Below are 26,121 nucleotides of genomic sequence, written 5' to 3' on the forward strand. Positions count from 1 at the left end.
CTCAGCCCAAAAGGCCCTTTTCTCTAAAGCTTATATAACTGTTATCGCCAATTATGATGTGGTCTGCAAGAACAATATCCATCATTTCACCACAAGCGGCTATTCTCTTTGTTACCAATTTATCCGCTTCGCTAGGAGTCGGGTCGCCACTAGGATGATTGTGAAGCATTACGATATGAACAGCCTTGTATTGTAATGCTTTCAAAAATACTTCTCTTGGTGACACCAATGAATGATTTACTGTCCCTACCGAAATGACCTCATCTCCTAAAAGATTACATTTCGCATCAAACATAGCTAATAACAGTTTTTCCTTTGATTCATGCCGCAGTGTTTCCATATAATATCCTGCAACACTTTCCGGCTGATTTAAGCTTATTTTAACTGCCCGCCTCGTACGGGCAATACGCATGGCCAGCTCCGCCACACATTTCATTTGTGCCGCCTTGACCTGACCAATTCCCGGAATCTCCTGCATCTCCTCTATCGTCATATTAACCAGATTCAAAAGATTTCCCTCGCCACCACGCAACAACTGCTGCGCCGTCTGTAACGAAGTTCTCTGTACGGTTCCGGTTCTTAATATAACTGCAAGAAGTTCTGCATCCGAAAGTCCCTTAGCACCTCGCTGGATGCACTTTTCATAAGGCTTTTCTGACTCCGGCATTTCTTTCATTGTAATATGTGTATGCATGCTTTTTCCAAGCTCTCTCAAGTAAACGGAAAAAGTTTTACATTTTATTTTAGCACAAAAGAAGTTTTGTGTACACTATTTTTTCTATATTTGTACTAACCCAGCTTCATACAACTTTTGCAATGACATTAAAATCCCCAACTTTGCATGATACCAAGTAAGTCCTCCCTGGAAATATACGGCATAAGGTTCTCTCAACGGACCATCTGCACTAAGTTCAATAGAAGACCCCTGTACAAAAGCCCCAGCCGCCATAATAACCTCATCATCATACCCAGGCATTGCCCATGGTTCCGGTGTTACATGACTATCTACCGGAGCTGCTGCCTGAATTCCTTTACAAAAAGCAATCAGTGCTTCCGGTGACTTCAGGGTAACTGCCTGAATAATATCATGACGACTTTCCGTACTATTCGGAACTACCGGATAGCCAAGGCTTTCGTATATATTAGCTGCAAAAATAGCTCCCTTTAAGGCTCCTGCAACAACAGTAGGTGCTAAAAATAATCCCTGATAAAAGGATTGAATAACTCCCAACGAAGCTCCTACTTCTTTTCCAAGCCCCGGAGAAGTCAGACGATATGCTGCATTTTCCACACATTCTTTTTTTCCTACAATATAACCCCCGATAGGCGCGAGTCCACCACCCGGATTCTTAATAAGAGAACCGACAATCATGTCCGCTCCTACTTCTAATGGCTCTTTTCGTTCTACAAATTCGCCATAGCAATTATCTACCATACAAATTACATCAGGTTTAATACTCTTGATAAAAGAAATCAATTCCCCGATTCGTTCCACAGAAAGGGTTGGTCTTGTCTGATAACCTTTGGAACGCTGAATAGTAACTAGCTTTGTCTTATCATTTAGTGCCTTTTTGATATTCTTAAAATCAAAACTGCCATCCGGCAGTAAATCCACCTGACGGTAAGTTACTCCATACTCTGCAAGAGAACCTTTCGATGGACGGATACCAATTACTTCTTCTAAGGTATCATAAGGCTTTCCCACCGGTGATAGCAACTCATCACCCGGGCGCAGATTTGACATCAATGCCAATGCCAACGCATGTGTTCCACATGTAATTTGAGGACGAACCAGCGCTGCTTCGCCCTTAAAGCAAGTAGCATATACTTCTTCTAAGGTATCTCGTCCCAAATCATTATAACCATATCCGCTACTGCCCATAAAACATTCTGCGCTTACTTTATGCGTTTGCAATGCTTTAATGACCTTTAACTGATTATACTCTGCTGTACGGTCAATTTCTTCAAATCTTTCTTTTAACTGGTCTTCAAATTTCTTTCCATATTGATACACTTTAGCATCAATTCCTAGTTCTTGATATATTGCTTCCAACGTTCTTCCTCTTTTCTGTATTTCTGCTTATTCTATACTAAAATCTGTTTCTTTTTCATTTCCGACATCATATATGTTAAAATTTTATCATTGTCATATTGGAATTCTTGCTTATTTACCCAAAGCACCTCGCGCTCCCGTCGAAACCAGGTAAGCTGACGTTTTGCAAAATGTCGGGTGTCCCGTTTTATCCGGTATATGGCTTCGTCCAAGGTACATTCCCCATCCAGATATTCTAAAATCTCTTTATATCCTAAGCCCTGCATGGAAACCATTTTTTTATGATACCCCATGTTTTTTAAGTTCTGCACCTCTTCTACCAGTCCCTGTTCCATCATAATATCTACACGTTGGTTAATTCTTTGATACAGTCGTTCTCTTTCATCATTCAACACAAAATAGGCGAAATTATACGGAGATTCTTTCTGTCTTTCTTTTTCATTGTGTTCTGAAATTTTCCCGCCGGAAAGATGATGAAATTCCAACGCCCGAATAACACGTTTCACATTATTTTCATGGATTTCTTCTGCTGCTTTTTCATCTACAGCTCTTAACTTTTCATGAAGAGCGTGCGCACCATGTTCCTTTGCAAATTGTTCCAATTCCTTTCGATACGCAGAATCCTCTTGTTCCTTTGTAAAGTCGATATCATATAAAAGCGCTTGTATATAGAATCCGGTTCCTCCTGCTATGATAGGAATTCTACCTTCTGCGTAAATCTCTTCCAGATATCTCTTTGCATATTCCTGAAACTTCACTACATGGAATTCTTCATCCGGTTCAAAGGTATCAATGAGATAATGCGGAATTCCCTGCATTTCTTCCGGACGAATTTTCGCAGAACCAATATCCATATGACGATATACCTGCATGGAATCTGCTGAAATAATGGAACCTTTTACCCTTTTTGCAAGTTCGATAGATAATTCCGTTTTTCCTACTGCTGTAGGCCCTGTTAAAATAATTAATGGCTTTTTCATTATAACACCCGCTTAAATTTTTTCTCCAATTCATACTTTGACATAGAAATAATCGTTGGCCTGCCATGAGGACAATGATATGGATTCTCTAATGTCAAAAGTTCGTCTATTAACTTCTCAATCTCTGCCATGGACAGTTTTTGATTTCCCTTCACTGCCGCTTTGCAGGACATGGAAGCAATCTTTTCCGTTATCATATCCGGCTTTTCATTTCCGTGAAAACTTGCCAGACTATCTAAAATTTCTACCATAAGTTGTTTTCCGTCTAAGCCAAACAGATTTCCCGGAACCGCTGTGACCGAATACTCTTTTCCTCCAAATGGTTCTATTTCAAAGCCAAGTTTTTTAAAATAGTCCATATACTTTTTCAACAACTCTTCCTCTTGCATATTTAAAGTCAAAAGTACCGGCGGATAAATGGTCTGTGACGTAAATTCTTTATTTTCCAGCGACTTCATAGTTCGCTCATACAATACTTTTTCATGCGCTGCATGTTGGTCAATAATATAGAGATGGTCATCAAATTCGATTAACCAATAGGTTTCAAAAATCTGCCCAATAATCCTGTGATCCTTTTTGGATTCTACATCCAAAAGTTTTCGCATATCCTCCTGAACCGGATTCTGGATAATTTCCTGTTGAAATTCCGGTTCTGCCTGTTCTGGCAATTTGTGCTCTATATGGGGCTCCTGTTTTATTGTTGTCTTTTGGTTTATGGTATAGGAAGACTGCTCTGCCACCATATCTGACTTTTTTGATATAACTGGCTGCTCAGGATATTTTCGTTCATATGGTGTATCCTTTCGTATGGATGCCCGTATCGCCTCCAAACGCTTTGCTTCAAAAGGTTCTGGTACATGCTGTTCACTCTTCAGACGCTCTTTACGTGCCTGTTCCTCTCTTGCCTTTGCCTCCCGTTCTTTTTCCAATGAAACCTGATAAACTAATTCGCCTTGATTAATCGTATCACGAATTAACTTCTCTAAAAAATGATAAACTACCTCACCATTACTGAAGCGCAGTTCCATTTTGGTAGGATGTACATTTACATCTAAAAGTTGCCCATTGATAGATAAATGTAAAACTGTAAACGGATATTTGTGCTGCATCACAAAGGACTTATATCCTTCTTCAATGCTCTTTGCAATCAAACTGCTCTTCACATATCTTCCATTAATAAAATAATTTTCAAAGTTACGGTTTCCTCTGGAAATCAATGGTTTTCCAATAAAACCTTTCACTGAAAACATTTCATTTTCTCCCTGAATCTCCAAAAGATTGGAAGCAATGTCTCTTCCATATATATGATAAATAATTTCTTTCAGATTTGAATTACCGGAAGTGTGGAGTTTCACTTGATTATTATTTATAAATTTAAAAGAAATTTCTGGGTGCGACATTGCCAATCGTTCCATTAAATCTCCGATATATCCGGCTTCTGTCTGCGGTGTCTTTAAAAATTTCCTTCGTGCCGGAGTATTATAAAAAAGATTCCGCACAAGAAAAGTTGTACCATCCGGTGCTCCGATTTCCTCTAGCGTTTTCTCTTTGCTTCCTTCAATAACATAACGCACTCCACTAATTCCCTGGGCTGTTTTTGTAATCAATTCCACTTGGGACACTGCCGCAATACTAGAAAGTGCCTCACCACGAAATCCCAAAGAGGATACCGTCAATAAATCTTCCACACTTCGTATCTTACTGGTGGAATGACGTAAAAACGCCAATGGAACTTGTTCCTTTTCGATTCCCCAGCCATTATCCGTAATTCGAATAAAGGAAATACCGCCTTCTTTAATTTCTACCGTAATTGCAGTGGCTCTGGCGTCAATGGCATTTTCTACCAGCTCTTTTACTACAGATGCGGGACGCTCAATTACTTCACCGGCTGCAATTTTGTCTATAGTCTGTTGGTCTAAAACTTCTATGTTTGGCATATTTCCTCCTTCTTTTTCTTTTAGGTTTACATAATATTTTTATGTTTACCAACGATTCTTTATTTTGTTTTGAAGCTGATATAATTTGTTCAACGCATCAATTGGCGTCAGATTTCCCAAATCAATTTCTTTAATTTCTTCAATAATATCATCGTCTTTTACTGTATCAAAGAGAGACATTTGTGTCAAATCCACTTCATCCAGACGCTCTGGCTTTTTCTTTGACGTAGCACCGGTATCTGCCATAATACTGCTTGCCACCTCTGTAATATCGTTGGCGCTTAATTCTTCTGCAATTACCTTGGCACGCTCAATGACGCTTTCCGGTACTCCTGCCAACTTTGCAACCTGAATACCATAACTTCTGTCAGCGCCACCCGGAACAATTTTTCTTAAAAAAACAATATCATCGCCCTTTTCCTTTACTGCAATACAGTAATTATTTACATTATTAAGCTTGCCTTCCAATTCCGTCAACTCATGATAATGCGTTGCAAATAGTGTCTTTGCTCCTAAAAGTTTCGGATTGCTGATATGCTCTACTACTGCCCAGGCAATACTCAATCCGTCAAAGGTACTGGTTCCTCTTCCGATTTCATCCAATACCAAAAGGCTATTGCTGGTAGCATTTCTTAAAATATTGGCAACCTCTGTCATTTCTACCATAAAGGTACTTTGTCCACTTGCCAAGTCATCAGAAGCTCCCACACGCGTAAATATGCGGTCAACAATTCCGATTTTAGCACTTTCTGCCGGAACAAAGCTTCCCACCTGTGCCATCAAAACAATTAATGCAGTCTGACGCATATAAGTAGACTTTCCTGCCATATTTGGTCCGGTGATAATGGAAATACGTTTCTTTCCATTATCCAGATAGGTATCATTGGATACGAACATATCATTACTTATCATTTTTTCAACCACTGGATGACGTCCGTTCTTAATATAAATTACACCGTTTTCGTTAATAACCGGGCGGCAATAATTATTCCGCTCTGCCACCAATGCAAGCGAAGCAAACACATCTATCTTAGCAACTGCTTTTGCAGTTTTTTGAATACGCAGTACCTCTGCCGCAATCGTATCACGAATCTCACGATACAATTCATATTCCAATGAGATAAGCTTGTCTTCTGCGCCAAGAATGATATCTTCTAATTCCTTTAATTCCGGTGTAATATAACGTTCTGCATTGGCAAGGGTTTGTTTTCTGGTATAGTAATCCGGTACCAAATTTTTATAGGAATTAGTCACTTCCAGATAATATCCAAATACCTTATTATATTTAATTCGAAGATTCTTAATTCCGGTCTTTTCACGTTCCTTCGTTTCTAACTCCATAAGCCAGGTCTTGCCTTCTGTCTTGGCATGGCGCAGCCTATCTACTTCCTCGTTATAACCTTCCTTTAAGATGCCACCATCACGAACAGAAATAGGCGGCTCCTCAATAATAGAACGTTCAATCAAATCATTGATATCCGAAAGTACATCCATCTCTTCTCGAATTTCATTTAACAGTGTTCCCTTAAATTCTCCCAAAAGATTCTTAATGTATGGAAGCATGGACAAAGAACTCTTAAAAGCAATCAGGTCTCTTGGATTTGCGGTCTGATAGGTAACACGGCTGATTAAACGTTCTAAATCATAAACCGGATTCAAATATTCTCGAATCTCTTCCCTGGTCATGGCATTCTGGTTCAATTCTTCAATGGCATCCAGACGCTGTTCTATTTGCTCTTTATCTATCAATGGCTGTTCTACAAAGCTACGAAGCATTCGTGCACCCATGGCTGTTTTGGTTTTATCCAGAACCCAAAGCAAAGAGCCTCGTTTTTGTTTTTCCCTAAGAGTCTCTACCAGTTCCAGATTTCTTCTGGTAGAACTGTCAATAATCATATATTTTCCTGTGATATATAACTGCAAAGAAGTCATATTGGCAAGATTATTTTTCTGAGTTTCATAGAGATATTTTAACAAAGCTCCGGCTGCGATAGTTCCCGACTCATAATCTTGAATACCAAGTCCTTGGAGATTTTTCACTTTAAAATGTTCCATCAAGATTCCCTTCGCCGTTTCATCACTGAAATACCATGAATCCAAGGAATAAATTGCTATTCCGAGACGGTGTTTTAAATCTTCAAAATCCATTCCGGTCATATAAAAAGCTTCGTTACAGATAATTTCAGATGGCGCAAACTTATGTATTTCGTCTAACAGCTTACGCTCTGTATCTACTTCTGTTACATAATAATCACCGGTAGTTACATCCGCAATAGAGATTCCATACCGATCCTGCATGTAAACGATACACATAATATAGTTATTTTTCGTTTCATCCAATGCCTGCGTATCCAAATTGGTTCCGGGAGTTACAATACGGACAACCTCACGCTTAACCAACCCCTTTGCCATTTTAGGGTCCTCTACCTGTTCACAGATTGCCACCTTATGTCCCTTGGAAACCAATTTATTCAAATAAGATTCCACCGCATGATAAGGCACACCGCACATAGGTGCTCGTTCCTCCAGACCGCAACTTTTTCCGGTCAAAGTAATTTCCAATTCTTTTGACGCTATTTCAGCGTCCTCAAAAAACATTTCGTAAAAATCGCCCAGACGGTAAAATAAAATACAATCCGGGTATTCCTGCTTGGTCTCCATATATTTCTGCATCATCGGTGTCAGTTCTGACATATTTACATTCACGTTATTACTTCCTCTCGTTTCTGTTCATTTACTCTGCATCCGGTACTTTATACCTTCTAACAATTTCTTCTGCTATTTTCATACCATCCATTGCTGCTGACATGATTCCACCTGCATATCCGGCACCTTCTCCACAAGGATACAATCCCTTAAGACTGCTTTCAAAGTTCTCATCCCTTGGAATCCTTACCGGAGATGAAGTCCGACTTTCTACTCCTGAAAGAATCGCATCCTTCCGGTCAAAATCGGGAATACGCTTTGCAAAACTATGCATTCCCTGGATAAAAGATTCTGTAATCTCCTTTGGAAACAAAGTATGCAGTGCGCCAAAAGTATGATTTCCTTTTAATTCTGATGAAAACGCGCCATATGCTTCTGAAATTTTTCCTTTTTCAAAATCGCCAAACAACTGTTGTGGAACCATTCCATTTCCCAACTCATATGCCCGTTCCTCTAATTTTCGTTGGAAAGCAACTCCACTTAATGGTCCTTCGCCACCAAAATCCTCTGGTGTTACAGTTACAATAATGGCACTGTTAGCATTTTTTCCGTTTCTTCCACTGTAGCTCATTCCATTTACTGCAAGGCGTCCTTCTTCGGAAGAAGCATTTACTACATATCCACCCGGACACATACAAAAAGAATAAACACCTCTACCATTTTCCAGATTTGCAGTCAATTTATAGGACGCTGCCGGAAGAATGGATGCAGCAGCCTCTCCGTACTGATTCTCACTAATCATCTGCTGTGGATGCTCTACACGCATTCCTACTGCAAAAGATTTTGCTTCCATAGGAACCTTTCGTTCTAACAACATCTCAAAGGTATCTCTTGCACTATGTCCAATCGCAAGCACTACTGCCTCTGCCGGAATGTTACAACTACTTCCATCCCGCTCATTTCTGCATACAACACCTGACACACTGCCATTTTCGACTGATACATCCGTTACACAAGTTTCAAAAAGATATTTTCCGCCCCATTCCTCAATCTGCCGACGCATATCCGCCACTACTTTAATCAAAATATCTGTTCCAATGTGTGGCTTATTAACATAAGAAATTTTTTCGGGTGCACCATGAGAAATAAAGATATCCAATACTTTTTTATTTCTTCCTTTTACATCCTTTACAAGGGTATTTAGCTTGCCATCTGAAAAAGTTCCTGCACCGCCCTCGCCAAATTGCACATTAGAACGAGTATCTAATACATTTGTTTTCCAAAAAGTTTCTACATCCTTTTGACGTTCCTCTACGCATCTGCCTCGTTCTATAATCACAGGTTTGTAACCATGCTGCGCCAATAAATATCCACAAAACAAGCCTGCCGGACCACTTCCGATAATCACAGGTCTGTTTTTCAGCTGTTGTGTTCCACTTTCCGGAAAATCATAGATTTCATCCTTTGCAAGGGAAATATAATTACTTTTAAGTTTTTTAAGAAGTTTTTCTTCTCCCGGCACCTGCACATCTACAGTATAAACATAAGAGACTTCCTGCTTTTTTCTGGCATCGATGGACTGTTTTCTTATCTTATACAGTTTGATCTCTGCTACTGGCACCCGAAGCATCTTTGCTATTTTCTGTTTTAGCTGCTCTTCTGTATGAGAGATAGGCAGTTTTAACTGCTGTATTCGAATCATAATTGTTTACTTCCTTCCCCTGCATGTTTTCCAGCTACCCATCCGCTGGACCACGCCCACTGCAAATTATAGCCGCCACACATACCGTCAACATCAACTACCTCGCCTGCGAAATAAAGTCCTGAAACTATTTTAGACTCCATCGTAGCTGCATCTATTTCTTCTGTATCCACACCACCGGCTGTTACCTGTGCTGCATCAAATCCTTTTGTTCCCACAATGTCCACGCGCAAATGACGAATCACATTCACTAATTTTTTTATTTCTTCTTTGGAACAAACTTCTGCTCTGGTTTCTGTGGAAATTCCTGCTTCTTTCAAAAGAACTCCTATTATTTTTTCAGAAAAAAGCCCAATCAATGCCTCTCGTGCAGACTTTCCCTTTCCATATTTCAAAAAACGTTCTTCCAACATAATTACAGTCTCTTCCTCTGTCTGCCATGGTAAAAAATCCAACAATACATAAACCTCTTTTCCTTCTGACAATCCATAAGAAGCATATCGACTTAATTGGAAAACAGGAATTCCGGAAACTCCATTTTCTGTCAGTTGAAGTTCTCCGGTTTCTTCTGCAATTTCCTCATTTTCTATGTAAATTTTCACCCGATTTTCTGCACGAATTCCTGCAATTTCCCGTAAAAATGACTGTTTTCCCTGCAAAGCAACAAGTGCAGGCACAATATCTGTCACTTTATGACCAAATCCTACAATATATGGAATTCCGCTTCCATCGCTTCCTGTTTTCTTTGCAGCCTTACCACCGGTAGCAATAATACATGTTTTTCCCCTGAATTCTCCCTGCTTTGTATCAAAAATGAAGTATTTTCCTTCTTTATAAATTGAACGAATTCCTACATTGTATGCAATTCGCACTTTTTGCCGTCTGCATTCCATCAAAAGTACTTCACGCACAGAAGAAGCCTGTCCACTAGCCGGATAATAGTAACCATCCCTTTTACTTCGCGGCTCTATTCCAAGCTCTTTAAAAAGGCTTAATGTATCTTCCAGACCAAATTGTTCAAAAACAGGCAATACAAAGGCAGGGTTATTGCTTCGATAATACGCAATCCCCTGCTTTTCGTTGGTAAAGTTGCATTTTCCATTTCCGGTCGCCAATATTTTCTTTCCTGCACTATCCATATGTTCCAGAATCAGCACCTTAGCACCGGAACGTGCTGCACTGATTCCTGCCATCATTCCAGATGCCCCTGCACCAACTATAATTACATCAAATTCTCTACCCATGGGTCTTATTTCTTTCCTATCCTTCTGTCAATTTTCGCTACCCATGATTTTATCACAATCAAAAATAACATTCAAGTTTTGTCACCATTAACTAGAATAATTCTCAAGAAAATTGTAGAGCTGTTCTTCGCTACTAATGTACTTGCCTTCTTCAATTTCCTTCTGCAATTCCTCCGGAAGCTCCGATACTAAAATATCAGTAGATGCATACAAAGTCTTACGGTCTGTATGATAAACTGCAACATACCCTTTCTCCTCTAATAAAATGTACTCATAAGGTTCTACAACATTCAGACTTTCCTTTACATCTTGTACTTTTTTTTCTATTTGTGACAATTGGATATTTTCTTCTTCTAAAAGTGCAATTTGTTTTTCATAAATATTCTGCTTTTTCAGTGTTCCGATAAAAAAACCAGTACATCCAAAAAATGCAGCCGTAAATATAATTGTGCCTACTAATAGGCGGATACTACATCTTCTCTTCATCATAAACTCCTTTTTATGTAGTATCCGCCTATTTTGGATTTTTTATACACTATTTCTTATTTTTTCATCAGATGCATTTTCTTTGCAAGTCGAACCAGTAAATAACCTTTCGGAAATGGCTTTAATTCTTCTTCATTCAGTCCACGCATCAATAAAAGAACTACTCCATACACAATAACACCTACAATAATAGATACTATTGTAGCTATTGCATTCATCTTTACCGTCTTTATGAGCAACTGGTATACTCCATATACTGCTCCTCCCATAATCGCAGAGGCAATCCCTGGAATCAAAAATGTCTTTACAATTTCTTGACGATACTTTAGATATTTTCTTATCGCTGCTCCATTCAATATGCACATGAGAAATGCAAAGAATGTATTTGCCCATACTACTGCATAGATATTAAGATCAAGTCCATACATAAGTGCCATTAATACACCAATATGAAGTACTAACGTAATTGCTGCATTTTTTACCGGAGCTTTCATCCTGTCAATTCCCTGTAATATTCCATTACTTAACGTAGACAGAGAGTAGAATACAATAGAAACTGCTCCCACCTGTAACATTCTAGCCGGTAATTCTCTCGCATCATGGAATAGTAATTGCAAAATCGGTGATGCAAGCACACCCATTCCTACTGCACACGGAAATGCAATTACCATAATAAAACGAATGGAACTTGCAACCTTTCGTCGTACCTGTGGTATATCTCTCGATGCAAATGCTGTCGCAAGACTTGGTACACTCGATGCAGCTAAAGAAGATGCAATCGCAATAGGTACATTAATAAGCGTCTTGTATTTCCCACTAAAAATCCCCCACATAGTACTATAAGTCTTTTCTTTATACCCTTGTGCAGCCGCAATATTTTTGAAAATTCCCATATCTAAAATAGAACTAATGTTATAAATTGTAGTACTTAATAAAACCGGTACAATTGTCATAATCAAAACAAAAAAAATGTTCCGATAACTTTCTTCCCCTTTTCTTCTATCACGCAGCATTTGGTTCTTATATACCGGGCGATATACAGAAAATACAAATAATACAAATAACAATGCTGCAAATGCACCAAGACCAGTACCTATCGTTCCACCTGCTGCTCCATAAGCAGCTCCATACTGCTTCGAATTGCCAAGTACTGCTCCTATACGAGTACCATATCCAAAGAGCATATATGCTGTCCACACACTTACCACTGCATTAATAATTTGCTCTATTAACTGAGATATAGCACTCGGCATCATAGTTCCCATTCCCTGGAAAAATCCTCGTACCACTCCCAATACAGCTACAACCAAAAGCGTCGGCGCCAGCACTTTTAAAGCAAAGATACTTAATGGTGTTTTTACCAAATATACTGTTATAACTTCTGCACCAAAATACACAATCATTGCTGCTATGGTTCCAGAAATTACTGCAAATATCAGTGCTCCTTTAAAAAGGCGATATGCATTTTTTCTTTCTCCCTTTGCCACTCTGGTAGATACCAACTTTGAAACAGCTAAAGGTAAACTATAAGAGGAAATTAGCAATAAAATACTATATACCTCCATTGCTGCCCCATAGTAATCGTTACCAATATCCCCGATAATTGCCGTTAAGGGAATTCGGTACAGTAATCCGATAATTCTACTAATGATAGATGCCACTGCCAGAATAGAACCTTGCACCAAAAAACCAGATTCATTTTTTTTCTTTGTACTCATAAAAGTTCCTCAAATTCGTTCTTATTCTGCTGCTCTGGCTTCCTGCAATTCTGCCTCTGTCTGATATACATGGAAACGGTCTTTATAACTGTTTTGTACAACACATACCCATGTCTTACCCTGATTAATTGTGATTTCGTTTCCGCTTTCATCAAAATAACGTGCCGGAGAATTCTCGTTTGCCTTTGTCCATGTTACCTTTTCCATTTTTCCATTTGTAATATAAACTCCTTCTCCGCCAGAAGTTGTATTGATGTCTAAATATCCATTTTCATCTTTATAAGACCAGTCACAATACTGAACCAGAATATTTTTTACTGCAAGCTGTTGGTCATTGGCACCATCAATCTGCTTATCCTTAAATTCATAACGATAATACAATCCATCTTCCGCATTGTATACAAACCATGGTTTATTCACAACATATCCAGGACTTACAACCAGCGCATCTTCCCCATTGGTCAGATTTACTTCCTGCTCATCCTCTGCAAACTGATAATGTCCCTGATAATCAGAAGAAAGCTCAGTCCGATACCCCTTTTTCTCAATTCCTGCATTAATTCCTTCTGCACTGGCAAATGCATTATGTGGTGCCTTACGGTTGGTATCTCGGTAGAACACGGTAGAACCAACAGATCCATCCAGACCACTTAAATTATTTACATCCTCTTGCTCTAACAACGGCTCTGCATAAATAGATTGTCCGTAATGCGCATAAATGGCATCGAACTCTTTTGCAAAGTAAAGGAAATAATGACGGCAGCTTCGCACGGAACCAATCTTGTCCAACGCAGAATAATCCTGAAAAATTGCCATCATACGAGTATATGCTCCCTCTACCGGAACTTCGTAAATAATATCTGCCGAAGAAGTTCCAAACTGTGGCAATGCATCTGAAGTATTACCAATCATAATTGCCAATGGACGCTTCTTAGCTAGTTCCTCATCAATCCATTGTCCGGTCAGATAACTCTTTGCCTGTCCCTCGTGAGTATCCACAGGCTCTTCTTCCGGTTCTTCCTTGGGCTCTTCCTTTTCCACTACCGGTTTCTTTTCCTCTTCCTTCTTCCCGCATCCAGCTACGGTTGTAGCTGCCACGCAAGTTGCTAATAACAAACATAACATACGTTTCTTCATTTTTATATCCTCCATCTTCCTTTATCTTAAAATATTCATATGTTCCAGAATCTCTCTCTGTTTCTGTTCCATAACTGCGGCCTCTTCCTCAGTCATATGATCATATCCAAATAAGTGAAGCATACTATGCAAAATCAAAAAGGCAAATTCCCTTTCTATAGTATGTCCATAACTTTCTGCCTGCTCCTTTACCTTATCTACACACAGAATAATATCTCCTAAAAGCGCTTCCCCCGTATCGGGATTAAAATTATCTTCATCCTCTTCTATTTTCGAAAAATCCCCCGGACTTTCGTACTGAATCATAGGAAAGGAAAGTACATCCGTAGGTCGATCGATATTCCGATGTTCCCGATTTATCTCATGAATCTCATCTAAGGATACCAAAAGCAAATTGACCTCTGTCTCATATGGGAACTCTTCCCACTCAATAGCGGCTTCAATTACTTCTTTTGCCAAAGACTGATAATCAAACCCAAATTCCGGATTCCGTTCTTCTTCTATGGTAACTGTCACAATAACTCCGCCTCCTTTATCAAATAATCTCTAATTTTCAAAAACATATTCATACTAAATCCCGCTTTATCATAAAGTCCTGCAGCAGAATTTTCATTTAAGGTCTGGTAAACCAGAATATCCTGATTCCAAGAACTGGATAATGTACTCTTGTCCAATACATCAAACTTAGCAACTACACTGTCCACAATATGTATTATGGCAGATTCCACAGTAGACGGCAAACTCTTTTCTCCATTATATTCACTCAATATCTGAACCACCTGCATCGGAAAATAATTGCTTTTTGCCAGCATCACTCCATTTTCTACATAAGGTTTTCCTTCCATTCTTCCAATCCGGTAATAAAATCCGCCGGCGGCTGCTACAAAAGGATCTGCTCCTATCTCTTTCGCACATTCTCTTGCAATATGAGATACTTTTCTGGCATGCTCATAATCTACCTTTGAAAACTTCTTTACCGCCTGAACCAAACTGAAATCCTCAGAAATAATTCGTTCCAGAGCATGCTCTCTGGTATGACTCATCCGTTCTTTCAACCAACTATATAACCAAATAGACAGAACAGCAGAAACAATACCATTACCCAATCCATAGATTACCATATTTATGCTTACCTTGCCGGTATCAAGATAAGAAAATACTACGGTACATCCTAGAACGAACACCGCAATCAACAGACCTGCCCACTTCCAATTTGCTTTCTCTTTCAAAAAATCTACCATCATAGCACCACAGGTCATTAACAACAATGCCCACAAAAATTGATATACACTTCCACTTTGTGAAATATTCCATACCACTGCATAAAATATTCCCGCCAACATCCCAAGAAATGAATTTGTCACAAGCGTCATTCCTACTGCCATAACTAAAATAGGCACCATATACACCGGCAAAAATATAAACAATATCGTTGCCAGACAGCAAATCCCATGACTTATGGTAATTCTCACGTAATTATTTGCTTTTTCATGAAACCAACCTTTTTTCAAACGGTAAATTTCCATTCCAAGTACAAATATAATTAAAAATAGCATACTGCAAAACCCAAGTGCTATACGGCTACCAGACTCTATTTTAGACAATGTTCCACAAACAACTGCTGTTACTATCCCAAACACTGTCATAAGACATATCATGTAAAAACGTTTCCAAGACCAATTATCTTCCAAAATCGGTCTTTTTTCTACTTCTATTTTTTTCTTTTCCTTTTGTTTCCTTTTTTTCATATTCCTCATAAGCCTTTACTATTTTCTGCACCAGTGGATGGCGCACTACATCCGCACTGCTCAATCTACATATTCCGATCTCTTCTACATTCTTCAATACACGCAATGCCACATCCAACCCAGAAGTTGCTCCCGGAGCCAGGTCCTTTTGTGTCGCATCTCCCGTCACAACCACCTTAGACCCAAATCCGATACGTGTCAAAAACATTTTCATCTGCGCCGGAGTCGTATTCTGTGCCTCATCCAGGATAATAAAAGCATTATCCAGTGTACGTCCTCTCATATAGGCAAGCGGAGCTACTTCTATTAATCCCTTTTCCATATTTTTCTGGAAACTATCTGCTCCCATAATCTGATACAATGCATCATACAGCGGACGCAAGTATGGATCAATCTTACTCTGCAAATCTCCCGGAAGAAATCCAAGTTTCTCTCCTGCCTCAATGGCCGGTCTGGTAAGAATAATACGGTTTACTTCTTCATTTTTAAACGCAGTAATTGCCATAGCCATAGCAAGATAGGTCTTACCGGTTCCGGCTGGCCCCATTCCAAACACAATCATTTTATTGCGAATTTCATCTACATACTTTTTCTGACCTAGTGTTTTTGGCTTTACCGGTTTTCCATTGATTGTATGACATATTAATTCCTTATCAATCTCTACAATTGCCGATTCCTTCTCTTCAAACGTAAGGGATATAGCATAATCTACATTCTGCTCTGTAATCTGGTTTCCTCGTTTAGAAAGTTCAAATAACTGTGTAAATACGCGGGAAGCTTTCTGAATATCCTGTTCATTTCCCAGGAGCTTCATACTGTTTTCCCGAATTACAACGGTAACGCCAAATGCTCTTTCTATCTTCTTCATGTACATGTCGAACTGTCCAAACACATTAGACATATGTTCTACCGGTACATCAATCATCTTCTCCATCAGACTCATCTGTCATCTGCCCTTCCTGTGTCTCTTCTGATATGACGGAAGCTTTCTGTGTTCCAATTTTTTCAATCACCTTTATAGAACCGGAAGCCTTACATTTTTTTCCGTCTGTTACTATCATAACATTATTTTCTATAATTTGAACCCCTTTTTGTCTTAATTTTTTATAAAATTGCTCCAATTTCCCCTCAGCTACTTGTTTTGCTTCTTCTTTCGTATATCTTTTTTTCACAATTTCATATTCTTTATAGGTCTTTCGATTGAACGCTACCGGAAGATAAAAAGTGTCTCCTATTTTCAAGTCATACTCATCCGTTATGGTGTCACACTTAAAAAATGTTTTCGAAAAATTAGGTAAAGAAAACTGTTTTTTTCCTAAACGTAATTCATAATCAATACTCTCATTTCCAGTAAATACCTTATCCTGATATTCCAGTAAAAAACTATCATCATACGGATACTGTGTGATTCCCATAATATCCGCATCAGAAGTACAATACTGATAAGATACCGTTTCTCCATCATCACTTATGACCGGAATCTGTCCTGTCACCAAAATATCTCCAGCATGAACTTCAGCTCCCTCTTCCACCTGCGGAAGCCCCTTTCTGGCAAGAATACTGTAAATGACCGCATCCTTATCTGCCACAATATCAAACGGTGTTCCGTCATCTACTTTTTTTTCTTGCGCCTGCTGATTCGTAGAAAGATTTTCCTGAATATCAATTACCAACATGGTTCCTTCCACTTTAACAGATGCCCAAATAATATCGTCATATCCGGTTCGCAACAATTCTTCAATGGTTTCACAATCTATTTTGCTTTTTCGCATTCCATGATATACATGATTTTCCTCTAAAAATTGAATAATACTGTCATCAGTACGATGCAGATTCCCATCTACCTCAATCTTCCATATAAACAAAGACATTGTATACAATAATATACTGCACACTAATATTCCAACTGCAAACAATTTCCGTTTCCGGTATCTATGCATGTAAAAAGGCATACCATGACGTTCCAATATTTCAAATGTTGTCCTTGTTTTTTTTAGAATAGGCTTTAGACTCTTAATCCCTTTAATGCTGATACAAAATATGTAATTGCCATCCTCATACTCTAGGTTCCAAATCAGAATATTGCGATTACTGCACAGATTCAGAAAACGTTCCGGTGCATATCCGTAAAGTTTTATTTTTACATATCCTTGCAGATATTTCAATTTATCTATTAACAAAATACTACTCCCTTATGAGTCATATAATATTCCCTGTATAAATCCGGTGATTTTCATTTCCTCATTGGTGTAGTATTCTATCATCAGGCGTTTTCCCTCTATGGTGACCTGACAATTTTTTGTCTGAAGTCGAATCTTCTCTCTGGTATATTCGATAATTCCCTTATAATTTTCTATCAGAACCTGATTTCTCCCCGTAGCAGAAATAATAACTGCCCCATACATAATGTCCTTAGGAAGTTCTAGCGATTCTACAATATTTGATTTGACCCGGCTTAATTTGTTTTTTCCCATATTGCACTATATGAAAGGCAGCATGGACTTATTCTTATTAACGAAGGATTCCTTTTATCATAGGAACTGACGCAGGCTGCTCTGGCTGAATCTCATACGCACATACAATTTTAGCATATGCTTCCTTTGCCTTTTCCATATCGTTGGCAAAAATAGTGGCAAGGGTATCTCCCATTTTTACTTTATCACCACGCTTTTTGTTTAATAACACACCTACTGTAAGGTCTATTTCACTATCTTTAGTCACCCTTCCTCCGCCAAGAACAAGACTGGCAATTCCGATGTCTTCTGCCTTAATTTTAGAAACATAGCCTTCTTCTGTATTCATAACTTCAAGTATGATTCCCGCAGCCGGAAGCACCTCTGGTTGATAAACCAGACGTTTATCACCGCCTTGCGCTTCTACAAATTCTGCAAACTTATCTAAGGCGGTCTTATCCTTAATAGTTCCTTCTAACATAGTTCTTGCCTCTTCTTCTGTTTCTGCTTTTCCGGCAAAAAGAACCATCTGCGTTCCAAGCGCATAAACTACTTCCATAAAATCCTTTGGTCCAAGGCCATTTAAGGAAAGTATCGCTTCTTTCACTTCCAACACATTTCCTACTGCATTTCCCAGAGGCTGATCCATATCGGTAATGACTGCCGCCATTTTCTTTCCTGCATTCTTTCCGATTTTCACCATCTCTTCTGCAAGAGCAAAAGCATCTTCTTCCGTTTTCATAAAAGCACCATTTCCTGTCTTAACATCCAGAACAATGGCATCTGCACCTGCTGCTAATTTTTTGCTCATAATGCTGGATGCAATCAAGGAAAGCTGATCTACCGTTCCTGTGACATCCCGTAAAGCATACAATTTCTTATCTGCCGGTGCCAAATTGGCAGTCTGACCCATAATTGCCATTTTTACCTGATTCACATTTTGATAGAACTGTTCTTCTGTAAGTGAGGTAGAAAAGCCCGGAAAACATTCCAATTTATCAATAGTTCCACCGGTGTGTCCTAATCCTCTTCCTGACATTTTAGCTACCGGAATTCCAAGAGCTGCTACCATTGGTGCCAGCACAAGCGAAGTCTTGTCTCCTACCCCTCCGGTACTGTGCTTATCTACCTTGATACCTTCGATGGCAGATAAATCCAGCACCTCTCCACTGTCTCTCATGGCAAGTGTGAGGTTCAGTGTTTCCTCATCATTCATTCCCTGAAAACAGATTGCCATCATCATAGCAGACATCTGATAATCCGGGATTTCGCCATTTGTGTAACCTGTAATCATAAAATTGATTTCTTCTTTGGTTAAGGCATTGCCTTGTTTCTTTTTTGTAATTAAATCGTACATTCGCATTTTATTTACCTCTTTCTTATTAACAAAATCCAAGTTCTGTTGCTTTTTCCATCAATTTGGGTTGAATCAACGGATAAGTCCATTCTTTCGGAAGCTGGTCTGTAATTATAATCTTTTCTATTTCACTATGCAGTTCTTGTTCAAAAGTTCTGATATTTGCAAAATATAACATGCCAAAAGATTCTTCGTCGATATTTTCATTTACTCTCGTTTTACCAATCACCGAGTACACACATACAGGTGCAATATCAAAGTCAATAGCTCCTGTTTCTTCCTGTAATTCTCGTTTTGCAGTCTGCAAAATCGTTTCGCCCGGTTCTCTATGACCTCCCGGAACTTCGTAGGTATTACGTTCCTTATGCTTGCAAAGTACCCATTTTCCGCCTGTCTTTGATATGATGACTGCAAATTTCAGTTTTTCATCATCTATTTGTTCATAAAATTTCACTTGCACTTCGGACATTTTTATCAGCACGTTCCTTTCCTAGTATTGTATTTTTTATATCCACTGAATAAATGCGGTCTTATCATTCCTGTTATATCCTGCCTGTTCGTAAAATTTCAGCGTACTTTCCTTTTTAGAACCCGTCAGTAACATGAGCTTATAACAATTTTCTTTTTGAGCTATTTCTTTGGCATAATTCAGGCAATCAGTTGCAAGTCCTCTTTTTCGATAATTTTCATCTGTAATGACATTTTCTATGAATGCATACGGGCGCTGACTGTGGGTAAGATTCGGAATTATAACGCACACACAGGAAGATACTATTTTTCCATCTTCTTCTGCCACAATGATATGATGATTCTTATCGTTTAATATCTGTTTCCACAAATCGTTCAATTCCTGCGTGGATTCCGGCATAGGGTTATCATGTAACTGCATGTATAAGGTTAATAAACCTTTTAAATCTTGTTCTGAGATTTCTCGTATCATAATATTTTTCTCCTTATGAAATCATATTTAGGCGTTTGATAAACGCCGTAACCCATTGATTTTACTGGGTTTTATTGCTAATTTTATATAAATTTTCTCTCCTCAAGTGATAAAATATAAGTAACAACACAAACACTTTTTCACAAGAGAGGAGAAAATTTATGGCTATTAAGTATCATCAAATTTCTTTAAGTGAAACTTTTTCAGACTGTCAAAACCAGTTCATGGATGACTCTCCATCATTCTTTAATATTCTCGCAGAATACTTTGATCTTGATGACTTCATCCCTCCAGAATTCACATCCGCTTTTTATCTTACCATCGGCAGGAATCGTCTTTATTCTCTTCATGGTTTTCTTACCGCCTATATCCTCCAGAAAATATTTTCTATTCCTACCGATTCCCTGCTTCTTTTATTCTTAAATCTCTGCAAGGAATTACGTGATTTCTGCGGTTTTTCTAAAGTTCCTGACGCTTCCTTAATGTCCAGGTTCAAAAACGAATTCGAGCCTTACATTGAACTCATGTTTCAACGAATGGTTGATTACACAGAGCCCATCTGCCAACTAATTGACTCATCTCTCGCACAGATGCTTACCTTTGATACCTCCGGAATTGAACTTTATGTTACTGAAAACAATCCAAAAACTTTAAATGCTTTAATCAAAAAACTCAAAGCTTTTTACAAAGATAAACCTGATGTCGACCCTTACAAGATGGCTTATGGCCTCATGCCTTCACAGGCTGTTTCCTGTCCTGACGCAAAGCATATGTACATCAATGGTCATTTTTGCTATGCAGACAAATTTGCTATTCTTACCAATGGTTTAGGTATCGTAAGACATATCGCTTTTATCAATGATGACGATTTCAAATCTGCGCATCCAGAACTTCCTGTTGAAAAGAAAACTGCTTCTCCCGATGAAGATAAATCCTTAGGTGACGCTGCAGCACTTGTTCCAGTTCTTAGTGATTTCTTTTCCCTTCATCCAGACTTTCATCCAAATACTTTTCTTGGAGATGCTGCTTTCGACTCTGCTGAATTGTATGGAAAGTTATTCAATGATTTCCATTTTTCCAAAGCTCTAATCCCCTATAATCCAAGAAATGAAAGCCCTCTTAAAAAGGTTGGTTATAATGCTTATGGCTATCCTACTTGCCCTAATGACTCCTCTCTTTCCATGAAATACTGTGGAGTAACAAAGGAAAAAGGTCGTTCAAATCGTATCAAATGGATCTGCCCTAAGATGTCTTATAGCCATGGTTGGCATTGCAACTGTGAAACCCCTTGCAGCACAGCTGCTAAAGGGCGAACAACATATACTTATGAGAACATGGATTTACGTATGTTTCCTGGCATCCAACGTGATTCTGACGAGTGGAATGACACTTATAAAATAAGAGCCATTGTCGAGCGTGTAATCAATCATTTTAAAATCAACATGTGTATTGCTGGAAGGAAAACAAGAAATCACTCCACCACCAAAGCTGATGTCTTTCTTGCCGGTATTGCAAGCCAGTTGACGGTAATCGTTGCATATGCGATGAATTGTCCACAATACATTCGAAGTCTAAAACCTTTAGTTGCCTGAAAAAATATTCAATTGTCATAATACTTATTTGAGCTTATTAAAGTACGCCCCAAATTTGATGCTCTATGTCAATTCAGAAACAATTCTGAATACTGACCGATTTTTTCTCCTTATATAGAGGAGAGTTATCCACAAGAACTGATAAAATCATTTATCAATTACCTAAAATCATATTAAAAATAATAACTGCCTGTTGTATCTCTAATAAATATTTCTTAAAATCATATCCCACAAAATATTTACTATCTATCACATCTTCTGAGACTTCTTCTCCTCTGTAAAAAGGTGGACATGGATTCAATATCGCATTTTCATTAGCACATTCCATACGCTGATAAGTTACCTGATAATCCGCAAAATCTTTCAACTTGTCTTTTCCTAAGGAATCAGTACATATGATATCCTTACCTCGAATAGCCTCATCCAGATTATATTGAATCGTAACCCCCGACATTTCATATCCGGCAGGACAACATTGTTCTAAGGAAAATCCCATACATTCCGAAGCCTCTTTCCATGCTAAGCCAATATTTCCGCTAGCACCCACAAATAAATACTTGTCCTTGGTAAAATCTTCTCTCATTTTAGACAAAGAATACATATCTGCAAGCATTTCACAAGGATGATTGATATCCGTCATGGCATTTATAATAGGCATGTTTGCATATTTTGTCATATTTTCTAACATGGCAATATCCTTATATCGAACAATGATTCCGTCTGCCCAGTTGTTAAGATAACCTATCACATCTTTTATTTCTTCTTTTTTATCTAAGGTTTCCGGCGGGAAGAGAATGGACTGTCCACCAAGCAGATAAATTCCTTTTTCAAAGGTTACTCTTGTACGAATACTGGATTCCGGGAAAAACATAATAATGGTTTTCCCTTTTAAGAAATCCTTATATTTTCCCTTTTGTATTTCGTCTGCAATATGAAAAATCTCCTTTATATCATCTTTGCTGTAATCCCTTAATCTTATTAAATGTTTCATAGGTTTCTCCTGACTAATTGTATATCCTTTCCAATTACAATCCCTTTTGAATTTGTTCCATGACCAATTTCATTTGTACAAGCAATCGGAATTTCTGTTCCCGCGTACCGCTTTACAAGTTCAATCATAGTTGGAGTAGAATTTTCCGACTCCATTTTCGTAAATGTTCCCAACAAAATACCCGATATTTTCTTAAACACTCCCATTTGACTTAATTGATTCAAATAAGTGACCATCTGCGGAACTATTCCACCATATGCCTCTAATAATAAAATCTTTCTGTTCATATTTGGCCAGTATTCCGTTCCTGCTAATTTCAATAAACATCTAATATTTCCACCAATTACAGTTCCATACATTTCTTCTTTTTGAACAAAAGAATACTTAAAATCAAATAAATCATTTGTACCATTCATTACTGTATTTCTAAAATTACTAATCTGATTCTCTGCATCATCATAAATCAGATTTCTAACTTGATATAGTACTGATTCTTTACCTGTTTTCGCATAGATTGCATTGATAATGGTCGTAAGATCACTATATCCCCAAAATAACTTCTTGCTCTCTGCAATTACATCAAAGTCAAGATAAGGCAAAATTTCATTTGCTATATCTCCGCCCGATATATCAAATATTGCTTTTATTTCATTGTCTAAATAAAACTTCATCAAACTTTCTGCTCTCTGCTGCGCAGAACCACTAAATACAGAATCTTTTTCGTAAACGAATTCCCCCATAACTGGCACTAATCCAATTTGAGTTATTGTATCCTGTAATCTTTTTATTTTTTCTTTATATGTTATTGCCTGTCCGTTAGAACAGCATACAATAGCAACCTTATCTTCCGATGTGCACCCTAATATTTTTTCCATTAAGCAAAATCTTCCTTTTCTCCACTCCACATATCCTGTTATCTCATACCCTAACGACTGATACAATTTTAATGCATATGGATTTTCGGTAAATGCATCCAGACGTATGCATTCAATGCCTTGTTGTTTCAATTCTTTTTCAATATGTAACATTACTTGCCTTGCAATACCTTGATTCTGAAACTTCGGATTAACACATAATCTATGGATAATATAGTATTTTGCATCCGAATCCTTCCATTTTCCATTCTTGTATTCTTCATCGCATTCCTGATTTAGTACATAAGCAGCTACCATTTCCGTTCCTTGTAAAACTACTGTCATTTCCTGTTTACTAATATCTTCTGCTAGTATTTCTTTATCAGGATATCGTTCATCCCATTGATAAATCTTATTAGCATTCATTTCTTGGATTGCTTTTGTATACATTACAAAAATCTCTTCTAATTGGTACGGCTGTGCCGACGTAAATATTAGTTTATTCATAATACCTGTCTTATTCAACTTCTCCTAAAATCAATAAATTTCCGTTGCATCCTTTGGTAATTTCCGTACATGCTCTAAAAATCCCCTACAGCATTTCCCTTCCTCTACATTGTATTCATATCCCAGATGGTCTCCTACATATACTGCAACTTTTTCAAACAAATCGCACATCCGAAAAACTGCATTCCAGCATGCTTCCACCGTTCCGGCACAATATGTTTCCAAATAAGCATTCCATTCCTCTTCTGACAGCCACTTATACATATATTTTGCAGATTTCCCTACACTAACGGAAAAATTTGTTTCTATCCCTATTTTCCAAGACAAAACTTTTTCTAATTGTTTACGCACATGAAAATTAAGCATATCCTGAACATACGGGATTTCTTCTCTCCAAAGTCCTTTTGCCACATTATCAAGACACCACCAGAATTCATTACAGGTACATAAGTATTGTTCCTTTGACGGGCACTTTACCCAATAATCTTCGTCAGTTGTCTTTGGAATTTCGGGAAGCAAATTATCTTTATCTAGCAAAATCTCACATAATTTATCATTCAGAATATTTTCTTTGGCATGAGAAATACTTTCCACATGCAAGTCAATCCGATTGCCATCTTTAAATTGCATCAACCAGCCATAAAAATTTTCTTTATCACTGGGATAATCGGGATGTTCATCCGGATATTGCATAAAAAGTCTTTCGCCGAAACAGTCAATCCATGATTTATCCTGAATAAATGGTATGGTATTCGTCACAACATATACAATATCATAATCCTGAAAAATATCCTTTGGCACATTCAGATTGGTTCGGGAACCATTCATGTATACTGCACGAATACGTTCATCCTGTTTTGCGATATTTAAAATAAGTTCCTGCATTTCTTTTTCTGTTCTCATTTTTTCTCCTTATTCTTCATGCATATCAAAGATTTTACCGGTACACCGATATCATCTGCAATCACTTCACACTTCGTCATCAATAAAAAATATATTCCAACTTTTTCACATTCGCTCAAGCATTCATAATTTGCCTGTCCCTTTGCAATTATTACATCTGCCTGTTCAAATATACTCTGAAATGCTTCACTTGTCCGTTCTAGTACTGTTCCAAGAGAACCATCTCCATTACTTACAATGCTTGCATATTCATCCATTCCAACCGCATAAGCATCTGTCTCAATAGAATCATTGATAACCGGCTCTCCACGCACACCAAAATATACATTTACATCCGGATTATACTTTTTAATTTCCTTTATAAATATTTTATCAAAACAGATTTCTCCACAGTTATCTCCCAGATACAAAATAGACTGAGCATTTTTTATTTCCTGTTTTAACTGATTCATATCATTTATCTGAAACCCCAATCCATCTGCCTGATTGATAAAATCCATGATTTCTTCCATGGTACTGTTATGTATGGGATTAAAGTCTATAATATTTCCAATTACTGCATATTTCATTGCCTGATAGAAACTGTCTTCCGATGCAATTATTTTTTCTTCATAAATTTTACTTAACTTCATCAATAAATTATTATAATAGTTTCTTACTTCTAAATAAGGGTCTTTATTCTTTAAATGTTTCTTTAAAATTCTAAAAGTCTCTCCGGAAATCTCTGGATTTGTTTTATTGAAATCTACTTTACTCAAATACGCAAATACTTCATGAAGTATCTGTTCACGATTTTTCGCCTTCGTAATATCTGCTACCTTTATTACCTGATTTACAAGACATGGCAGACATTTATCTTTCATTTTCATAGCA

23 protein-coding genes are annotated in these 26,121 nt (G+C 37.9%); 1 reads left to right on the forward strand and 22 read right to left on the reverse strand.

Going from position 1 to position 26,121, the window contains the following annotated elements:
* Position 1: 1 nt before the first annotated feature.
* The 18 genes from radC to BIV20_RS07810 all read right to left on the reverse strand — a co-directional run bounded on the left by radC (position 2) and on the right by BIV20_RS07810 (position 20,401).
* A complete protein-coding gene (gene radC, locus BIV20_RS07725) occupies positions 2 to 694 on the reverse strand; it encodes a RadC family protein (RefSeq protein WP_075719715.1) in 693 nt (230 codons plus the stop codon).
* A gap of 84 nt (positions 695 to 778) precedes the next feature.
* On the reverse strand, positions 779 to 2,074 hold the full coding sequence (locus BIV20_RS07730; RefSeq protein ID WP_075719717.1) for a methionine gamma-lyase family protein: 1,296 nt from the start codon (positions 2,072 to 2,074) through the stop codon (positions 779 to 781).
* Between the two features lie 11 nt (positions 2,075 to 2,085).
* The gene (miaA, locus tag BIV20_RS07735) at positions 2,086 to 3,033 is read right to left on the reverse strand and encodes a tRNA (adenosine(37)-N6)-dimethylallyltransferase MiaA (protein WP_075719719.1); all 948 of its coding nucleotides are present in this window, start codon (positions 3,031 to 3,033) and stop codon (positions 2,086 to 2,088) included.
* Positions 3,033 to 4,970 carry a DNA mismatch repair endonuclease MutL gene (gene mutL, locus BIV20_RS07740; protein WP_075719721.1) on the reverse strand — a complete coding sequence of 646 codons (1,938 nt, stop codon included), beginning with the start codon at positions 4,968 to 4,970 and terminating at the stop codon, positions 3,033 to 3,035. Before mutL ends, miaA begins: the two co-directional genes overlap by 1 nt.
* A 45-nt stretch (positions 4,971 to 5,015) precedes the next feature.
* Positions 5,016 to 7,664, reverse strand: a complete 2,649-nt coding sequence (mutS, locus tag BIV20_RS07745) for a DNA mismatch repair protein MutS (RefSeq protein ID WP_075720072.1) — start codon at positions 7,662 to 7,664, stop codon at positions 5,016 to 5,018.
* Positions 7,665 to 7,704: 40 nt separating this feature from the next.
* Complete coding sequence (locus tag BIV20_RS07750; RefSeq protein WP_075719723.1) at positions 7,705 to 9,318, reverse strand: NAD(P)/FAD-dependent oxidoreductase; 1,614 nt, start codon at positions 9,316 to 9,318, stop codon at positions 7,705 to 7,707.
* Positions 9,315 to 10,562 carry an NAD(P)/FAD-dependent oxidoreductase gene (locus BIV20_RS07755; RefSeq protein WP_075719725.1) on the reverse strand — a complete coding sequence of 416 codons (1,248 nt, stop codon included), beginning with the start codon at positions 10,560 to 10,562 and terminating at the stop codon, positions 9,315 to 9,317. The genes BIV20_RS07750 and BIV20_RS07755 overlap by 4 nt, the downstream gene beginning before the upstream one ends.
* A gap of 87 nt (positions 10,563 to 10,649) precedes the next feature.
* Positions 10,650 to 11,048, reverse strand: a complete 399-nt coding sequence (locus tag BIV20_RS07760) for a hypothetical protein (protein ID WP_075719727.1) — start codon at positions 11,046 to 11,048, stop codon at positions 10,650 to 10,652.
* A gap of 56 nt (positions 11,049 to 11,104) precedes the next feature.
* A complete protein-coding gene (locus BIV20_RS07765; RefSeq protein ID WP_075719729.1) occupies positions 11,105 to 12,766 on the reverse strand; it encodes a putative polysaccharide biosynthesis protein in 1,662 nt (553 codons plus the stop codon).
* A 21-nt stretch (positions 12,767 to 12,787) separates the two neighbouring features.
* Positions 12,788 to 13,903: a DUF3048 domain-containing protein gene (locus BIV20_RS07770; RefSeq protein WP_075719731.1), complete on the reverse strand. Its 1,116-nt coding sequence runs from the start codon at positions 13,901 to 13,903 to the stop codon at positions 12,788 to 12,790.
* A 21-nt stretch (positions 13,904 to 13,924) separates the two neighbouring features.
* On the reverse strand, positions 13,925 to 14,419 hold the full coding sequence (gene ybeY, locus BIV20_RS07775) for an rRNA maturation RNase YbeY (RefSeq protein ID WP_075719733.1): 495 nt from the start codon (positions 14,417 to 14,419) through the stop codon (positions 13,925 to 13,927).
* Positions 14,416 to 15,651 (reverse strand): hypothetical protein, encoded by a 1,236-nt coding sequence (locus BIV20_RS07780; protein ID WP_075719735.1) that lies wholly within the window; start codon positions 15,649 to 15,651, stop codon positions 14,416 to 14,418. The genes ybeY and BIV20_RS07780 overlap by 4 nt, the downstream gene beginning before the upstream one ends.
* Positions 15,584 to 16,594: a PhoH family protein gene (locus BIV20_RS07785; RefSeq protein ID WP_075719737.1), complete on the reverse strand. Its 1,011-nt coding sequence runs from the start codon at positions 16,592 to 16,594 to the stop codon at positions 15,584 to 15,586. The genes BIV20_RS07780 and BIV20_RS07785 overlap by 68 nt, the downstream gene beginning before the upstream one ends.
* Positions 16,569 to 17,831, reverse strand: a complete 1,263-nt coding sequence (gene yqfD, locus BIV20_RS07790) for a sporulation protein YqfD (RefSeq protein ID WP_075719739.1) — start codon at positions 17,829 to 17,831, stop codon at positions 16,569 to 16,571. Before yqfD ends, BIV20_RS07785 begins: the two co-directional genes overlap by 26 nt.
* Positions 17,832 to 17,843: 12 nt before the next feature.
* Positions 17,844 to 18,125 carry a YabP/YqfC family sporulation protein gene (locus BIV20_RS07795; protein ID WP_075719741.1) on the reverse strand — a complete coding sequence of 94 codons (282 nt, stop codon included), beginning with the start codon at positions 18,123 to 18,125 and terminating at the stop codon, positions 17,844 to 17,846.
* Between the two features lie 37 nt (positions 18,126 to 18,162).
* On the reverse strand, positions 18,163 to 19,467 hold the full coding sequence (locus BIV20_RS07800; protein WP_075719743.1) for a pyrimidine-nucleoside phosphorylase: 1,305 nt from the start codon (positions 19,465 to 19,467) through the stop codon (positions 18,163 to 18,165).
* A 19-nt stretch (positions 19,468 to 19,486) separates the two neighbouring features.
* The gene (locus BIV20_RS07805) at positions 19,487 to 19,942 is read right to left on the reverse strand and encodes an NUDIX hydrolase (protein ID WP_330554487.1); all 456 of its coding nucleotides are present in this window, start codon (positions 19,940 to 19,942) and stop codon (positions 19,487 to 19,489) included.
* Between the two features lie 24 nt (positions 19,943 to 19,966).
* Entirely contained in the window at positions 19,967 to 20,401 is a 435-nt protein-coding gene (locus BIV20_RS07810) for a GNAT family N-acetyltransferase (RefSeq protein ID WP_075719745.1), read from the reverse strand.
* A 161-nt stretch (positions 20,402 to 20,562) separates the two neighbouring features.
* On the opposite strand from BIV20_RS07810, the gene BIV20_RS07815 reads away from it, so the two are divergent.
* On the forward strand, positions 20,563 to 21,993 hold the full coding sequence (locus BIV20_RS07815) for a transposase (protein ID WP_075717430.1): 1,431 nt from the start codon (positions 20,563 to 20,565) through the stop codon (positions 21,991 to 21,993).
* A 154-nt stretch (positions 21,994 to 22,147) separates the two neighbouring features.
* On the opposite strand, the gene BIV20_RS07820 is transcribed toward BIV20_RS07815, so the two are convergent.
* From BIV20_RS07820 to BIV20_RS07835, 4 genes are read right to left on the reverse strand one after another with little or no spacing between them, the layout of a single operon-like run.
* Positions 22,148 to 22,984, reverse strand: a complete 837-nt coding sequence (locus BIV20_RS07820; protein ID WP_075719747.1) for an ornithine carbamoyltransferase — start codon at positions 22,982 to 22,984, stop codon at positions 22,148 to 22,150.
* Positions 22,981 to 24,345 (reverse strand): GNAT family N-acetyltransferase, encoded by a 1,365-nt coding sequence (locus BIV20_RS07825; RefSeq protein WP_202817013.1) that lies wholly within the window; start codon positions 24,343 to 24,345, stop codon positions 22,981 to 22,983. The genes BIV20_RS07820 and BIV20_RS07825 overlap by 4 nt, the downstream gene beginning before the upstream one ends.
* 30 nt (positions 24,346 to 24,375) lie before the next feature.
* On the reverse strand, positions 24,376 to 25,248 hold the full coding sequence (locus tag BIV20_RS07830) for an aminoglycoside 6-adenylyltransferase (RefSeq protein ID WP_075719749.1): 873 nt from the start codon (positions 25,246 to 25,248) through the stop codon (positions 24,376 to 24,378).
* Positions 25,245 to 26,117, reverse strand: a complete 873-nt coding sequence (locus BIV20_RS07835; protein WP_075719751.1) for a damage-control phosphatase ARMT1 family protein — start codon at positions 26,115 to 26,117, stop codon at positions 25,245 to 25,247. Before BIV20_RS07835 ends, BIV20_RS07830 begins: the two co-directional genes overlap by 4 nt.
* Positions 26,118 to 26,121: the final 4 nt, after the last annotated feature.

It is taken from the genome of Roseburia sp. 499, from assembly GCF_001940225.2.
GTDB lineage: Bacteria > Bacillota > Clostridia > Lachnospirales > Lachnospiraceae > Petralouisia.

What these genes read in the sequence shown, in the direction of transcription:
- BIV20_RS07750 (WP_075719723.1), bottom strand. Translation starts at nt 9,318, where the DNA reads ATGATTCGAATACAGCAGTTAAAACTGCCTATCTCTCATACAGAAGAG.
- BIV20_RS07765 (WP_075719729.1), bottom strand. Translation starts at nt 12,766, where the DNA reads ATGAGTACAAAGAAAAAAAATGAATCTGGTTTTTTGGTGCAAGGTTCT.
- BIV20_RS07810 (WP_075719745.1), bottom strand. Translation starts at nt 20,401, where the DNA reads ATGATACGAGAAATCTCAGAACAAGATTTAAAAGGTTTATTAACCTTA.
- mutL (WP_075719721.1), bottom strand. Translation starts at nt 4,970, where the DNA reads ATGCCAAACATAGAAGTTTTAGACCAACAGACTATAGACAAAATTGCA.
- BIV20_RS07795 (WP_075719741.1), bottom strand. Translation starts at nt 18,125, where the DNA reads ATGGGAAAAAACAAATTAAGCCGGGTCAAATCAAATATTGTAGAATCG.
- radC (WP_075719715.1), bottom strand. Translation starts at nt 694, where the DNA reads ATGCATACACATATTACAATGAAAGAAATGCCGGAGTCAGAAAAGCCT.
- miaA (WP_075719719.1), bottom strand. Translation starts at nt 3,033, where the DNA reads ATGAAAAAGCCATTAATTATTTTAACAGGGCCTACAGCAGTAGGAAAA.
- BIV20_RS07830 (WP_075719749.1), bottom strand. Translation starts at nt 25,248, where the DNA reads ATGAGAACAGAAAAAGAAATGCAGGAACTTATTTTAAATATCGCAAAA.
- BIV20_RS07770 (WP_075719731.1), bottom strand. Translation starts at nt 13,903, where the DNA reads ATGAAGAAACGTATGTTATGTTTGTTATTAGCAACTTGCGTGGCAGCT.
- BIV20_RS07760 (WP_075719727.1), bottom strand. Translation starts at nt 11,048, where the DNA reads ATGAAGAGAAGATGTAGTATCCGCCTATTAGTAGGCACAATTATATTT.
- BIV20_RS07800 (WP_075719743.1), bottom strand. Translation starts at nt 19,467, where the DNA reads ATGCGAATGTACGATTTAATTACAAAAAAGAAACAAGGCAATGCCTTA.
- BIV20_RS07835 (WP_075719751.1), bottom strand. Translation starts at nt 26,117, where the DNA reads ATGAAAATGAAAGATAAATGTCTGCCATGTCTTGTAAATCAGGTAATA.
- mutS (WP_075720072.1), bottom strand. Translation starts at nt 7,664, where the DNA reads ATGTCAGAACTGACACCGATGATGCAGAAATATATGGAGACCAAGCAG.
- BIV20_RS07780 (WP_075719735.1), bottom strand. Translation starts at nt 15,651, where the DNA reads ATGAAAAAAAGGAAACAAAAGGAAAAGAAAAAAATAGAAGTAGAAAAA.
- BIV20_RS07785 (WP_075719737.1), bottom strand. Translation starts at nt 16,594, where the DNA reads ATGAGTCTGATGGAGAAGATGATTGATGTACCGGTAGAACATATGTCT.
- BIV20_RS07820 (WP_075719747.1), bottom strand. Translation starts at nt 22,984, where the DNA reads ATGAAACATTTAATAAGATTAAGGGATTACAGCAAAGATGATATAAAG.
- BIV20_RS07815 (WP_075717430.1), top strand. Translation starts at nt 20,563, where the DNA reads ATGGCTATTAAGTATCATCAAATTTCTTTAAGTGAAACTTTTTCAGAC.
- BIV20_RS07755 (WP_075719725.1), bottom strand. Translation starts at nt 10,562, where the DNA reads ATGGGTAGAGAATTTGATGTAATTATAGTTGGTGCAGGGGCATCTGGA.
- BIV20_RS07825 (WP_202817013.1), bottom strand. Translation starts at nt 24,345, where the DNA reads ATGAATAAACTAATATTTACGTCGGCACAGCCGTACCAATTAGAAGAG.